The organism is Saccharibacillus sp. CPCC 101409, assembly GCF_030518235.1.
Classification (GTDB): domain Bacteria; phylum Bacillota; class Bacilli; order Paenibacillales; family Paenibacillaceae; genus Saccharibacillus.
Map to the genome: position 1 here is coordinate 59666 of NZ_JAULSA010000018.1, position 13750 is coordinate 73415.

15 protein-coding genes and 1 rRNA gene are annotated in these 13750 nt (G+C 57.8%); all 16 read left to right on the forward strand.

What is annotated here, in order from left to right:
• The first annotated feature begins 86 nt into the window (after positions 1 to 86).
• Positions 87 to 701: an undecaprenyl phosphate transporter UptA gene (uptA, locus tag QWJ34_RS23725; protein ID WP_302731587.1), complete on the forward strand. Its 615-nt coding sequence runs from the start codon at positions 87 to 89 to the stop codon at positions 699 to 701.
• Between the two features lie 63 nt (positions 702 to 764).
• Complete coding sequence (locus QWJ34_RS23730; protein ID WP_302731588.1) at positions 765 to 1343, forward strand: thioredoxin family protein; 579 nt, start codon at positions 765 to 767, stop codon at positions 1341 to 1343.
• Between the two features lies 1 nt (position 1344).
• The gene (locus QWJ34_RS23735) at positions 1345 to 1977 is read left to right on the forward strand and encodes an MBL fold metallo-hydrolase (protein ID WP_302731589.1); all 633 of its coding nucleotides are present in this window, start codon (positions 1345 to 1347) and stop codon (positions 1975 to 1977) included.
• Between the two features lie 300 nt (positions 1978 to 2277).
• Positions 2278 to 2547, forward strand: coding sequence for a hypothetical protein (locus tag QWJ34_RS23740; protein ID WP_302731590.1), 270 nt, complete (start codon positions 2278 to 2280; stop codon positions 2545 to 2547).
• A 222-nt stretch (positions 2548 to 2769) separates the two neighbouring features.
• Entirely contained in the window at positions 2770 to 3153 is a 384-nt protein-coding gene (locus tag QWJ34_RS23745) for an ATPase (RefSeq protein WP_302731591.1), read from the forward strand.
• 197 nt (positions 3154 to 3350) lie between these two features.
• On the forward strand, positions 3351 to 3638 hold the full coding sequence (gene gatC, locus QWJ34_RS23750; protein ID WP_302731592.1) for an Asp-tRNA(Asn)/Glu-tRNA(Gln) amidotransferase subunit GatC: 288 nt from the start codon (positions 3351 to 3353) through the stop codon (positions 3636 to 3638).
• Between the two features lie 45 nt (positions 3639 to 3683).
• Positions 3684 to 5141 (forward strand): Asp-tRNA(Asn)/Glu-tRNA(Gln) amidotransferase subunit GatA, encoded by a 1458-nt coding sequence (gene gatA / locus QWJ34_RS23755; protein ID WP_302731593.1) that lies wholly within the window; start codon positions 3684 to 3686, stop codon positions 5139 to 5141.
• A 31-nt stretch (positions 5142 to 5172) separates the two neighbouring features.
• Positions 5173 to 6621: an Asp-tRNA(Asn)/Glu-tRNA(Gln) amidotransferase subunit GatB gene (gatB, locus tag QWJ34_RS23760; protein ID WP_302731594.1), complete on the forward strand. Its 1449-nt coding sequence runs from the start codon at positions 5173 to 5175 to the stop codon at positions 6619 to 6621.
• Between the two features lie 137 nt (positions 6622 to 6758).
• Positions 6759 to 7241, forward strand: a complete 483-nt coding sequence (locus QWJ34_RS23765; protein ID WP_302731595.1) for a GNAT family N-acetyltransferase — start codon at positions 6759 to 6761, stop codon at positions 7239 to 7241.
• The gene (locus QWJ34_RS23770; RefSeq protein ID WP_302731596.1) at positions 7238 to 7957 is read left to right on the forward strand and encodes an MgtC/SapB family protein; all 720 of its coding nucleotides are present in this window, start codon (positions 7238 to 7240) and stop codon (positions 7955 to 7957) included. Before QWJ34_RS23765 ends, QWJ34_RS23770 begins: the two co-directional genes overlap by 4 nt.
• A 66-nt stretch (positions 7958 to 8023) precedes the next feature.
• Complete coding sequence (locus tag QWJ34_RS23775; RefSeq protein ID WP_302731597.1) at positions 8024 to 8599, forward strand: hypothetical protein; 576 nt, start codon at positions 8024 to 8026, stop codon at positions 8597 to 8599.
• Positions 8589 to 9857, forward strand: coding sequence for a DUF4097 family beta strand repeat-containing protein (locus tag QWJ34_RS23780; RefSeq protein ID WP_302731598.1), 1269 nt, complete (start codon positions 8589 to 8591; stop codon positions 9855 to 9857). Before QWJ34_RS23775 ends, QWJ34_RS23780 begins: the two co-directional genes overlap by 11 nt.
• 84 nt (positions 9858 to 9941) lie before the next feature.
• Positions 9942 to 10364 carry a peroxide-responsive transcriptional repressor PerR gene (gene perR / locus QWJ34_RS23785; RefSeq protein WP_302731599.1) on the forward strand — a complete coding sequence of 141 codons (423 nt, stop codon included), beginning with the start codon at positions 9942 to 9944 and terminating at the stop codon, positions 10362 to 10364.
• Between the two features lie 100 nt (positions 10365 to 10464).
• Entirely contained in the window at positions 10465 to 12183 is a 1719-nt protein-coding gene (locus tag QWJ34_RS23790) for a glycosyl hydrolase family 18 protein (protein ID WP_302731600.1), read from the forward strand.
• Between the two features lie 135 nt (positions 12184 to 12318).
• A complete protein-coding gene (locus QWJ34_RS23795) occupies positions 12319 to 13188 on the forward strand; it encodes a nucleotidyltransferase-like protein (protein ID WP_302731601.1) in 870 nt (289 codons plus the stop codon).
• Positions 13189 to 13683: 495 nt separating this feature from the next.
• Positions 13684 to 13750, forward strand: a 16S ribosomal RNA gene (locus QWJ34_RS23800); the annotation flags it as partial.

Below are 13750 nucleotides of genomic sequence, written 5' to 3' on the forward strand. Positions count from 1 at the left end.
GGCCCGCCGGCTTTCGGCTGTGATAAAATAAGCGGATAAACGATAAGCATGCCGTTTGCGGACGTGCACAGGAAAGAGGTAAAACGTTGAGCGTTATTTCGGATATCGTCGCGCAGTTGTTTGAGTGGATTCAAAGTCTGGGCTATTTCGGGATTATGCTCGGCCTGATGGTCGAGGTGATTCCGAGCGAAATTGTACTGGCTTACGGCGGTTTTCTGGTCTACTCGGGCCATATCAATTTCTGGGGCGCGGTGCTGTTCGGCACGATCGGCGGCGTGCTTGCCCAGCTGTTCATTTACTGGATCAGCCGTTACGGTGGACGTCCGGTGCTGAAGCGGTTCGGTAAATATATTTTTATTCAAGAATCGCATATCGATCACGCCGAGCACTGGTTCAATAAGTACGGAGCGGGCATCATCTTTACGGGACGCTTTATTCCGGTCGTGCGGCACGCCATCTCGATTCCGGCCGGTCTTGCCAAAATGCCGACGTGGCGCTTTACGATGCTCACTACGCTGGCCGTTATCCCGTGGTCGATCCTGTTTATTTTCCTCGGGCATCAGCTCGGCGGACAGTGGGAGCAGATCGACGAGAAAGCTTCGCCTTATGTCGTACCGATCATTCTGGGCGCGGTATTCGTGCTGCTCGTCTATCTGATTGTCAAAGCCGTACTGACCCGGCGCCGGAAAATGCGGAAATAAAAGTTTGTTCAATTTTACCGAATACCGAAAAATACCGGAATTCCGAAAGGAGAGAATAGGGCGATGGGACAACTCGGAACATCCAACCTCAAGGCCAGATTCGGCAGCGGGCTCAGTCCGCAGGGGTTTATCGATGCCATGCAAAAAAACAAAGAAAAATTCGAGGCGGGCTACCGCGATTTCGAATGGAGCAGCGAAGAAGACCGGGGTTTTTTTGAAAGTCTGCAGGGCCGCGACGATCTGCGCGCCGTTATTCTGGCGGCGGACTGGTGCGGCGACGTGGTGCGCAACGTCCCGGTCGTATTCCGCGTGCTGGAGACGGCCGACATCCCGGTCGACGTATTGATCCTGGAAGAAAACTTCGATCTGATGGACGAGTACCTGACGATGGGCGGACGTTCCGTTCCCGTGGTGATCCTGGCGGATACGGACGGAGAACCGCTGGTGAAGTGGGGACCGCGGCCGGAGAAAGTACAGGAGCTGATGCGCAAATTCAAGTCGGAGAATCCGGACCGCAGCGCCGCCGATTATGAAGAGAAAATGGCGATCGTGCGCATGCAGATGGCCGGACGCTACGGCGAAGGCACGGAAATTCATCCGGTGATTGTGCACGAGCTGCGCACACTGCTGGCGGGGGTGTAGCATGCTTCGCGTCGAGACGTTCAACCTCGGACCGCTGCAGACCAACGCTTATCTGCTGCGCGGCGAAGACGATTTGAAAGCCGTGGTTATCGATCCCGGCATGAATCCGGCCGCGCTGCTGCGCCGGGTCGAACATCTGCATATCGAAGCGGTCCTGCTGACGCATACCCATTTCGACCATATCGGCGGTTTGGAACAGCTGCGCAGGATGAAAGGCTGTCCGGTGTACGTGCACGATCTGGAAGCCGGCTGGCTCGGAGACGCCAAGCACAACGGCTCGGCCATGTGGTCCGAGCTTGGCGGTCCGATCGTTGCGGAACCGGCCGATTACGCGCTGGCCGAAGGCCAGACCTTAAGCCTGATCGGCAATACCTTCAAGGTACTGCACACGCCGGGCCATTCGCCCGGCAGCGTAAGCTTCCTGTGCGGAAAAGATTTGTTCGCCGGCGACGTTTTGTTCCGCGAAGGTGTGGGACGAACCGATCTGTACGGCGGCCGCCAGGGCGACCTGGTCGATTCCATCCGCTTGAAGCTGTACAAGCTTGCGGACGACACCGTCGTGTATCCGGGGCACGGTCCGCGGACCAGGATCGGTCACGAGAAAACGAATAATCCTTTTGTTCCGGCTCTTTAATATGATTCCAAGCGGCCGGGCCGCGTATTCGCCGGCCGCTTTTTTTGCGAAAAAGTTCTGGACAAGGAAGAAAGCCGGTAGTAAGATACAGCTATTGAGCGATAACCTTTACGGAAGTACATACTGCGCTGCGCGCGAATCGGTCCTGGGCCGTTTACTTCGCCGCACGCGTCAACGCCTGCGAAGCACGCAAGCTGAGGATCTATTCCCGGTTTGCGTTCTTTTTTTGTTTTCAGGGGAAAACCGGGCTTTAAATGGCAATTCAATAACCGATAAGAGCCTTGAGGGGGAGAAAAGCGAGTGGACAGAGTCAAGCCTTTTGACGGGGAGAAGCATGCAGCGAAGGAGCGTGCCGAGCTGCATAACAAGGACGGACGGACCGGGAAGCTTGCGGCCGTGCGCGATTCGGGAATCGAAATCCGCGAACGGGGTTCGCTGTACGGCGGCGGGCGGCCGCAGGAGGCGAGCGTGTGCGCATGGAAGTCGGTCAAGCTTCGGAACGGCGGTCTGGATCAACCCTGGCATCGGCGCCTGGAACGGTTCCGCGGCGGCGACGGCCCCCGGAGTTGAACAGGCCGAGGCTTGTTTTTGGCGTCTGAACGGCGACCGGCACTCTTTTTTGTAAAGAACCCACATAAAGTGAGCGAAGAACATGGACATCCCCCGCGTTTTTTAGTAGGATATAAGCTAAGCATTTGAACGTTTCAATCGTTTTCAGAAAAACGCGCATAAAAACCGGGAGCGGTCCTCCGGGATCGGACCTTGTAAGATGACGACCGAGGGGGAGAAACAATGCTTCATCTGGGAGGAAAAATCGTGATCGTCGCCGATGTTTTTGAACAAAACCTCCCTGTGGGGGAGTACGGTTACCTGATCGCCTACGACCGTAATCCGGATAACGCCTTCGACTATATCGTGCGAATCCCGCAGGCCAACCGAAATTTTTTCGTGACCGAAAAAGATATCGAACTTGAAGAAAAAGTCGTTCAGTTCGAGGTTGAGCAGGTCGAGCGCGCCGCGCTGATCGATTACGCGCTCGCCACCCACAACGAGAAGCTGTTCCATCAGGTGATGAACGGCGAGGAAGATGCGCAGCAGACCGAAGCCGAACCGGCGGGCGAGCCGATGTCGCAGGCCGAGTTTATCAAGAAAATCAATTTACGGGCATGGATTTAAGATACGATCCAAATAATCGAAGCCGGCGGATGCCGGCTTTTTTCTTACCCTTCTTTCGGCGCGGAAGGCGCCGATCGGACCTCGGCCGGCGCTGCGCAAATAGCGCAAACGCTGGATTTTTACGGAGGGCTCCCCTATAATGGGGACGTTGAGGAGTTTCGGCACTTTAACCCTTTAAACGATAGGAGAACATACGAATGAAAATTACGGTGGAACAGGTCGAACATGTGGCGAAACTGGCCCGTTTGAACGTCGGCGAAGACGAAAAAGAGATGTTCGCCGAGCAGCTCAGCGCTATTTTGCAGTATGCGGAGAAATTGAACGAACTCAATACGGACGGCATCGAGCCGACGACCCATGTGCTGCCGCTGCATAGCGTAACGCGCGAAGACGAAGTGCGCGAAAGCCTGCCGATCGAAGCGGTGCTGCGGAACGCTCCGGACGAAGAGGACGGACAGTTCCGGGTGCCGGCGGTGCTCGACTGAATCCTGCATGACTTGACGATTTACGATGAACGCGGAGGTGCGATAGTGACATTGTTCGATTTGGGACTTCGGGAAATTCATAACCGGCTGCACGCTGGCGAACTGTCCGTGACCGAACTGGTCAAGGATTCCCTGCAGAAGATCGGGGAGCGCGACGAAAAAGTAAAAGCGTTTTTGACCGTCGACGAAGAAGGCGCGCTGGCTTCGGCGGCGCGGCTCGACGACAAACTGGCGGGCGGAGGCGAACGCGGTCTGCTGTTCGGCCTGCCGGCCGGCGTTAAAGACAATATCGTAACGGAAGGCCTTCGCACGACCTGCGCCAGCCAGTTTTTGCGTAATTTCGATCCGGTTTACGACGCGACCGTGGTCAAGAAGCTGCGCGCGGCGGACAGCGTCACCGTCGGCAAGCTGAATATGGACGAGTTTGCCATGGGCGGCTCCAACGAGAATTCGAGCTTCTATCCCGTGCGCAACCCGTGGAATACCGACCGCGTTCCGGGCGGTTCCAGCGGCGGCTCCGCGGCGGCGGTCGCGGCCGGCGAAGTGTATTTCTCGCTCGGTTCCGACACCGGCGGTTCGATCCGCCAACCGGCTTCATACTGCGGCGTAGTCGGGTTGAAACCTACATACGGCCTCGTGTCTCGCTTCGGCCTGGTGGCGTTCGCTTCCTCGCTCGACCAGATCGGGCCGGTTACACGGACCGTCGAAGATTCGGCTTACGTGCTTCAGGCGATCGCCGGCCACGACGACCGCGACTCCACGTCGGCCAATGTCGACGTGCCGGATTATGTATCGTCGCTGACCGGCGATATCAAAGGACTGCGCATCGCCGTTCCGGCGGAATATATGGGCGAAGGCGTCGATCCGCAGGTCAAAGAATCCGTGATGGCGGCGGTCCGCCAGCTTGAAAGTCTCGGCGCAACCTGGGAAGAAGTCTCGCTGCCGCATACGGAATACGCGCTCGCGGCTTATTATCTGCTGTCTTCGTCGGAAGCGTCCTCCAACCTGGCCCGCTTCGACGGCGTGCGCTACGGCGTGCGCGCCGACAATCCCGACAATTTGCTGGATCTCTATCTGAAATCCAGAAGCGAAGGCTTCGGCGACGAAGTGAAGCGGCGGATCATGCTGGGCACGTACGCGCTCAGCTCCGGCTATTACGACGCCTATTATCTGAAAGCGCAGAAAGTGCGCACCCTGATCAAACGCGACTTCGACAACGTGTTCGAGAAGTTCGACGTGATCGTGGGACCGACCGCGCCGACCACGGCGTTTGCGATCGGCTCGCAGACGGACGATCCGCTGACCATGTATCTGAACGATATCCTGACCATTCCGGTCAGCCTCGCCGGCGTGCCGGCCATCAGTATTCCGTGCGGCTTTGCGGACGGCATGCCGGTCGGCCTGCAAATCATCGGCAAGCCGTTCGACGAGCAAACGGTGCTGCGCGTCTCGCACGCGTTCGAACAAAGCACGGATCATCATAAACGCCGTCCGCAGCTTTAATACGCGCGCGGAGAAAGGGGAACTGCCTGTTATGTCTACCACTTCTTACGAAACGGTCATCGGGCTCGAAGTTCACGTCGAGCTGCATACGAAGACCAAAATTTTCTGCGGCTGCTCCACGGAATTCGGAGCGCCCGCCAATACCCATACCTGCCCGGTCTGCCTGGGGCATCCCGGCGTGCTGCCGGTGCTGAACCGCCAGGCGGTCGAATACGCCGTGAAAGCGGCGATGGCACTGAACTGCCGGATCGCCGATATCAGCCATTTCGACCGCAAAAACTATTTCTATCCCGATTCGCCGAAAGCTTACCAGATTTCGCAGGCCGCCCGCCCGATCGGCGAGCACGGCTGGATCGATATCGAAGTCGGCGGCAAAACGAAGCGGATCGGCATCACGCGCCTGCATCTCGAAGAAGACGCCGGCAAGCTGACGCACACGAGCGGCTTCGGCTCGCTCGTCGACTTCAACCGCGTCGGCACGCCTCTGGTCGAGATCGTGTCCGAACCGGAGATCTCGTCGCCGGAAGAAGCGCGCGCTTACCTGGAGAAGATGCGCTCGATCATGCAGTACTGCGAAGTCTCGGACGTGAAAATGGAAGAAGGCTCGCTGCGCTGCGACGCCAATATCAGTATCCGTCCGCGCGGCCAGGCGGAATTCGGCATTCGCGCCGAGCTCAAGAACATGAACTCGTTTCGCGGCGTGCAGCGCGGATTGGAATACGAGGAAGTGCGCCAGGCCGAGATTCTGGACGAAGGCGGCACCGTGATCCAGGAAACGCGCCGCTGGGACGAAGGTAAGGGGCAAACGTTCTCGATGCGCGGCAAAGAAGAAGCGCACGATTACCGCTATTTCCCGGACCCGGATCTCGTTCCCGTGGAGATCGGAGCCGATTGGCAGGAGCGGATTCGCGCGGGCATTCCCGAACTGCCGGATGCGCGCCGGGCGCGCTATGCCTCCGATTACGAGCTGCCGGCTTACGATGCGCAGGTTATCACATCGTCCAAGCCGCTGGCCGACCTGTTCGAAGAAAGCCTTAATCATATCCAGGATGCCAGGTCCGACGCCAAATCCGTGTCCAACTGGATCATGGGCGACCTGCTCGGCTACCTGAATACGAACGGGCTCGAACTGAACGCCGTTCCGCTGACCGGTCAGGGACTCGGCGAGCTGGTCGGTCTGATCGGCAAAGGCACGGTCAGCAGCAAGATCGCCAAGACCGTGTTCAAAGAAATGCTGGAAAGCGGCAAGCGGCCGCAGCAGATCGTCGAAGAACAGGGACTGGTGCAGATCAGCGACGAAGGCGCGATCAAAGCGATCGTCGTCGAAGTGGTCGCCGCCAATCCGCAGTCGGTGGAAGATTACCGCGCCGGCAAGGATAAAGCGATCGGATTCCTGGTCGGCCAGGTCATGAAGCAGAGCAAGGGCAAGGCCAATCCGGGTCTGGTCAACAAGCTGCTCGTCGAGCTTTTGAAGGGCTGAACCGGCCCGACCCTAAAAAGGCGCGTCCGCTTGCGGGCGCGCTTTTTGCTTCCGCTTTTCGTTTCGAAACGATGTACAAAGCAAGGCGGCGCGGCAAAATCCGGTTAATGATAGGGAAGAAGCGAGGTGGAGAGGCGATGATCGGCAGGATCGATATGACGAACGACCTTAAAGTCGAAGAGCTGCTGAAGCTGCAAACGACCGCTTACCGGCTGGAGGCGAAACTGATCGGGTTCGACGAAATTCCGCCGCTGGCCGATACGGCCGATAGTCTGAAGCGGTGCGGCGATACGTTTTACGGATACACCGCCGAGTCCGGCGAGCTGGCGGGAGCGGTCGCCGTCGAGGAAGAACGGCCCGGCGAACTGACGCTGACCCGGATGATGGTGGAACCCCGTTTTTTTCGCCGGGGCATCGCCAGAGAGCTGATCCGGTACATCTTCGCGCACTATCCGGAATTTCGCCGCTATATCGTGTCCACGGGAACGCGGAACGAACCGGCTATGCGATTGTACACGGGCTGCGGCTTCGTCCCGTTCAAGACGGAACAGATCGCTCCCGGAATCGAACTGACCACGCTGAAGCGGGACAAGGAGAATGGAAAGGAAAGAATGCAATGACGACAGATCCGTGGTTTATCGACAACACCCATATTTTGCTGCGCCTGCTGTGCGCGGTGCTGCTCGGCGGACTGATCGGCTGGGAACGCGAGCGCTCCAGCCACGCCGCCGGACTGCGGACGCATATTCTGGTCTGCGTCGGATCGGCGCTGATTATGCTGCTGTCCATGTACGGCTTCGTCGCGTTTATCAAGGAACCGAGCGTGCGCGTCGACCCCGCGCGTCTGGCGACCGCCGTAATTTCGGGAATCGGGTTCCTGGGCGCGGGCACGATCCTGTTTACCGGCAAATCGATCACGGGACTGACGACCGCCGCGTCGCTGTGGGTCGTGGCGGCGATCGGGCTGGCGGTGGGCGCGGGCTTTTATTTCGCGTCCATGTTCACCACGCTGATCGTGTTCCTGACGCTGCTTGTGCTGAATGTCGTCGAGCAGCGCTACATCCGCGGCCATCATACCCATGTCGTGACGATTCGCGGACGAACGGGAACGGGATTGATGGAGAAAGTATCGGATTTGATGAAGGAAAAAGAAGTCCGGGTGCGCAAAATGGAAGTTCATCTCAAAAGCGAATTCCCCGGCTCCGAGCCGGTCGAAAGTTCCGCTTCGGCGGCCGAGATTACCATGCACCTCGCTTCCGAGAAGCGAATGGACGCGTCGGAGATGACGCATCAGCTGCTGCAGCTGGAAGGCGTGTATTCGGTCGCGATCGAGTAATTCGCTCCGCTCCGGGAAAAGTCCGAAATTCCCGGCCGAACACGCGAAAAGGGGAGGAGGGCGAACATGGGCAAGCCCGAGAGAACGAAGCGGCAGAAACGGAAATTTATCGCCGGCCTGCTGTCCGCCGTGGTCCCGGGATCGGGCCATCTTTACCTGGGACTGATTCAAAAAGGCATTTCCTTTATTCTGACGATCCTGCTCGTCGTCGAAGCGCTGCTGTATTTCTCGGCGACGGGCATTCGGATAAACGTGCCTCTGCTGATCCTGCTCGGGCTGTTGATTCCGGTTATTTATTTCTACAGCCTGTACGATGTCCTGCAGGCGACCGACCGGGTCAACGACCGCCGCAGGGCGATGGAGAGCGAATTTCGCGATTGGCGCAAAAGTATGATCTTCGCCCTGATTCTGATCGGAGAAGGCGCGGCGCTGCTTCTGCTGCACAGCCGTCCGCTGTGGCTGCGCCATCTGATCGAGCAGCGCGGCCGCGAAGGCGCGGCGCTGGGCCTGGTACTGCTCGGCCTGATCCTGGGCGCGTTCCAGGCTGCGGCCATGCGCAGGGCTTCGGCGCAGTTTCACGCCGCCCGCGCCGCCCGCGCCGCTTCCGAGGCCGAAGGAAGGGAGGAGAGCCATGATTCCTAAGATTCGAATCGGACGCTGGACGGCTTCGCTGCTGCTCGTGGCGGTGGGTCTGCTGCTGCTGAGCGACGGGATTCGCGGCCGCGACGATATGCTGCAGCTGCTTCGCTGGTGGCCGGCCGCGCTTGTACTGTGGGGAGTCGAGTACGTGGTCATGCTCCTGCTGCGCCGCCGCTACGGCGGAGGCCGGAGATTCCGACTCGATGTCGCCGGGATGCTGGCCGCCTCGATATTGTGCGCTTCCGCTTTTATCGTGACGCAGCAAAGCCATTATCTTTACCTATGGAATAAAGTAAGCCTGGACCTGACCAGTTCCTCGATCGAGTTCAGCGCGGCGGAAGGCAACAAGTTCACCAAGCCGTCCGTCGACGTGGCCGCTGCGCTCGAAATGACCGCCCTGTCGGTGGAAGGAATTAACGGCGATATCGTCATCCGGCGCGGCTTCTCCGATCGCATCCGTATCCGCAGCACCGTCTGGGTCGATAAGCTCGAACCGGCGGACGCGCGGGAAGTCGCGGAGAAAACAGGCGTCAAAGTCGACGAAGGCGAGACGCTCGCCGTTACGACCGAAGCGCAGGTCTACGGGGACGGAGGCAGACGCCAGCCCCGGGTCGACCTGGAGATCCTGCTGCCGCCCGAGCGAAGTTTCGATATGGATATCCGCACGAACGGCGGCTCCGTCACGCTTAACGGCGTGCAGGCGCTGCGCGCCATCTCGGTGCAGACCGGAGGCGGCAATCTTTCATTTACGAACGTGGGCGGCAATGTATCGGCCTCGACGTCGATCGGCGGAATCGCCGCCGATACGGTGGCCGGCAATTTCCAGGCGGTCACGCAGCAGGGCGATATCGACAGCAAGAACGTAGCCGGTTCGATCGATCTCCAAACGCTGCTGGGCGATATTTCCGCGTCCGGCACCATCGGCGGCGTCGCCGCGGATACCCGCAACGGCAGCATCGAAGTCGCCGGCGCAAACTTCGGGCTGTCCGCCCAGACGCTGAACGGGAATATCTCGATCCGCTCGCGCGTCGTGCAGGGCGACTGGTCGGTATACAGCGCCGTCGGGCGCATCGATCTTACGCTGCCGGACTCCGGCGATTACCGGATGGAAGGCTCCAACGGCTACGGCGATATCAGAAGCGAGCTCCCGTTTGCGATCGAAGACCGTACCCTGACCGGGACGTACGGCGAAGGCGAATTCACGGTGCAGGCCGACGGGAACGGGGATTTGAATATTTTTCGGGCAAAAGAAACCGATTAAAATCGGTTGACAAGTTGACAATAATTGTTCGAAAACCTTAAAATAAAAATAACTAGACGAGAATCGGCAGAGGAGGAGAACGGGATGACGACACGCGTACAGCATGCTTTGGAACAGCTTAAATTCAACGGTGTGCGCATCACTCCCCAGAGACATGCGATTTTGACCTATCTCATGGAGAATATGGGGCATCCGACCGCGGATGAGATTTATCGCGCGCTGTCGCCCCAGTTTCCGAGCATGAGCGTCGCCACGGTATACAATAATCTCAAGATGCTGATCGAAGCCGGCATGATCCATGAACTGACTTACGGAGACAATTCAAGCCGGTTCGATGCGAACGTCAGCGAGCATTACCATATTATTTGCGAGAAGTGCGGCAAGATCGAAGACTTCCATCATCCGTACCTGGAGGAAGTGGAGCGGGCCGCGGCCGAATCGACGGGATTTACGGTCAAAGGACATCGACTGGAAGTATACGGAGTGTGCGAAGGTTGCAGAAAATAGTAACGTTTGCTTACAATAAGGCGTGTGGAGCCGCAGAGGCTCCCGCGCTTTTTTTGTTGATTTATTATTCCACAGATTGCAGAAGGGCGGATGTTGCAAAGTGAGCAGAGCCAGTCGAAGAAGACGCAACCGCGGAAAAGGAACGCTGGGCAAAGTCCTGCTGATCGGTGTCGTCGCGGCCGGGGCGGGCTGGGGGATTTGGCGGTATATGCCTTACTTTTCCCACGAAGAACCGGAATGGAAAGGGCAGGCCAAGCCTGTATTTATAGAAGGACACTGGAGCGGCTATACCGCACTGGGAAGCGGGGAGAAGCTGATGCTTCCGCTGGCGCTCGTACAGGAGCAGATCAACGCTTACGCTTATGAAGATCCGGACGGCGAGACGGCGATCCTGACCACTGCGGACCAACTGCTGGTGATGCAGGAAGGCGGGGAGTCCGGGACGCTGAACGGCAAACCGTACGAACTTCAGGCGGCGGTCCGGGAGGCGGACGGAAAGCTGTATGTGCCGGTCGAGCCGCTCGAGCGCTTCTACGGGATCCAAATTGCCGAACAAAGCGAAGCGGGCAGCGTAATCGTGCTTAAAGCCGGCGATACGGTCCGCAGAGCGACGGCGGGAGACGGCGGACTGATCGGCAAAGCGAAACTGCGCACGGAAGCGACGATCAAATCGCCGATTGCCGCCGAACTCGAAGAAGGAGCGCCGCTGCGCATTTGGAGCGAAGAAGGCGGCTGGGTGTACGCGCAGACCGACAGCGGCGAGGCGGGCTACATTCCCAAAGACGAGATTGCTCCGGGCGAAGAAGAAAGCGTGCCCGCGATCGAACCCGTTCAGACGAAAGCCGAGAAAAAGTGGGCGAATCAAAAAATCAACCTGGCCTGGGAAGCCGTTTACGAGCGGAAGCCGAGTCCCGACGTGATCGCGGAGATGCAGGGCGTCAATGTGGTCAGCCCGACCTGGTTCGCTCTGGCCGACGCGGCGGGAAAAGTAAACAGCAAAGCCGATTCGGCTTACGTGGGACGCGCGCACAACAGCGGCAAGCTGGTCTGGGGATTGTTCAGCAACGATTTCGAAGCCGACCGGACGCGCGAGATGCTGAGCGATTACGAGAGCCGTTCGGCCGCATCCCGGCAGGTGCTGGAATATGCGAAGCAGTATAAGCTGGACGGAATCAATATCGATTTTGAAAATGTATACACCGAGGACAAAGCGCCTTTCGTCGAATTTGTGCGCGAGTTTACCGTGCTGGCCCGCGAAGCCGGATTAACGGTCTCGGTCGACGTGACGCCGAAATCAAGCAGCGAGATGTGGTCCGCGTTTCTGGATCGCCGGGCGTTGGGGGAAACCGTCGACTTTATGATGCTGATGGCGTACGACGAGCACTGGGCGAGCAGTCCCGAAGCCGGATCGGTTGCGTCGCTGCCGTGGGTGGAATCGTCCGTCAAACGGATTCTGGAAGAAGACGAGGTGCCGGCATCGAAGCTGGTTCTGGGGATTCCTCTTTATACGCGGGTGTGGAAAGAAACGGAAGAAAACGGCGAGTCCAAAATGTCTTCTTCCGCGGTCGGGATGGAAACGGCGCAGCGGCTGGTTGCCGAGAATAAAGCGAAGCCGGAATTCCTGGGCGATATCGGGCAAAATTATGTCGAATATCAAAAAGACGGCGCGCTCAACCGGATGTGGATCGAAGACGGCCGTTCTCTGGCGCTGAGAGTCGAACTCGCCAAGCGTTACGAGATGGCCGGAGTCGCCAGCTGGACGCGCGGTTTCGCTTCCGACGAAGCCTGGAAAGTGCTCCAAACCATCGCCAAGCCGTAACCCCGGCGCTTGAGCAATCAGAGGCGGCGGCTCCGCAAAGCCCAAGCAGGAAAAAGCGCAGACGCGTAGAATACCTGTAAACAGAATGATCGGGGTTCCGCCCGGCGGGCGGCCGACACGGGAGGCGAAGCGGAGTTGTTACCTTTTACGTTTGAAGAATGGATCAAGAACGAACCGGTTCCGCTTGGGGCCGTCGCGTGTTACCGGCCCGGCGGAAAGTTTCACGGCGCGCTGCTGCAAGATTTCGAGCTGCTCGTTTTTATGATTTTTGAACGCTTCGACGAAGAAATGTACACGCATCACCGGGTGGAAGGGGAACTGCATTATCAACTGCTGAGCCTGGAGGCCGAGGAGTTGAAGCGCTGGATCGTGACGGGGGAGAATCGTGCGCTGGTCCATTATTTTCTGCAGGGAGAAGTGGTATACGACGTGAATGGACAGATTATGCATTTGCGGCAGCAGGTGGAACGGTTCGAACAGCCTTTGCGCGAACAGCGTTTATTTTTCGAATTCTCGCGCTTTCTTCGCAGTTATGTGGAAGCCAAGCGCCATATGACCGAAGGACACGATATGGACGCCTACTACAGCACGCTCAAAGCCCTGCATCACTGGGCGTGTATCGAGCTGGTGCAGCAGGCGGTATACCCGGAGAAAACGATCTGGAACCAGGTCCGCGCCCACAGCGCCCAGGTTTACAAACTGTACGAACAGCTGGCTTTCAGCCAGGAAACGCTGAGAGAACGCGTAGAGCTGGTACTTCTGGCGTGCGAGTTTTCCGTGATGTCCAAGATGGCGGCATGCTCCGGTCTGCTGATACGCATACTTCGCAGCCGCAGAATGCCCTGGACGATCGAAGAGCTGATCCGGCATCCGGAACTTGCATACGTCAAAAAGGAACTGCCGATGGTCGTGCGAAAAATGGTCTACCGTTCGCTGATCCGCCAGTGGCCCCAGGAGGGAAAAAGCTCCGCCCGAGGCGAAGAGATCCGTTACAGCGTCGATTGAAAACAGGATTGCTTCCGCAGCGCAAAGTATGTAAGAAAATGAAAGTTCGAAGAAGGGTTGACGTCGAAGGAGCGGATGTGATAAATTAAATCTCGCCCTTTAACGGGCTTCAGCGCTAAGTCGCTGTACAGAAACAATCACTTCTAACCTTCGAAAAAAGACTTTGAAAAAAGTGCTTGACGAATGGCTGACGAACGTGATAGGATATAAAAGTCGCCGCTGAGATGCGGTGATGAACGAAAGAAACAAACGAGCCGGTGAGAATCGGGGAGTTTGGCCGAGTTTGTTCTTTGAAAACTGGATAGTGAAGAGGAGTTAGGAACGAAAAACGCCGACCCCTTTGGGCAAAGCGATTTGAGTTCCCGCGACGAGCGATAATCTTTTGATTATGATCTCGTTGCGATAGAGAATAAAGGTTCTTGAGCAATCAAGGACCGCCACGTTTTAAACGAGCACATGGTGCTTTCTTTTAAACGGTGACTTCGGTCGCCAACTTTAATGGAGAGTTTGATCCTGGCTCAGGACGAACGCTGGCGGCATGCCTAATACATGCAAGTCGAGC

Coding starts and splice junctions, on each gene's coding strand:
- QWJ34_RS23730 (WP_302731588.1), top strand. CDS start 765: ATGGGACAACTCGGAACATCCAACCTCAAGGCCAGATTCGGCAGCGGG.
- QWJ34_RS23735 (WP_302731589.1), top strand. CDS start 1,345: ATGCTTCGCGTCGAGACGTTCAACCTCGGACCGCTGCAGACCAACGCT.
- QWJ34_RS23745 (WP_302731591.1), top strand. CDS start 2,770: ATGCTTCATCTGGGAGGAAAAATCGTGATCGTCGCCGATGTTTTTGAA.
- gatC (WP_302731592.1), top strand. CDS start 3,351: ATGAAAATTACGGTGGAACAGGTCGAACATGTGGCGAAACTGGCCCGT.
- gatB (WP_302731594.1), top strand. CDS start 5,173: ATGTCTACCACTTCTTACGAAACGGTCATCGGGCTCGAAGTTCACGTC.
- QWJ34_RS23765 (WP_302731595.1), top strand. CDS start 6,759: ATGATCGGCAGGATCGATATGACGAACGACCTTAAAGTCGAAGAGCTG.
- QWJ34_RS23770 (WP_302731596.1), top strand. CDS start 7,238: ATGACGACAGATCCGTGGTTTATCGACAACACCCATATTTTGCTGCGC.
- QWJ34_RS23775 (WP_302731597.1), top strand. CDS start 8,024: ATGGGCAAGCCCGAGAGAACGAAGCGGCAGAAACGGAAATTTATCGCC.
- QWJ34_RS23780 (WP_302731598.1), top strand. CDS start 8,589: ATGATTCCTAAGATTCGAATCGGACGCTGGACGGCTTCGCTGCTGCTC.
- perR (WP_302731599.1), top strand. CDS start 9,942: ATGACGACACGCGTACAGCATGCTTTGGAACAGCTTAAATTCAACGGT.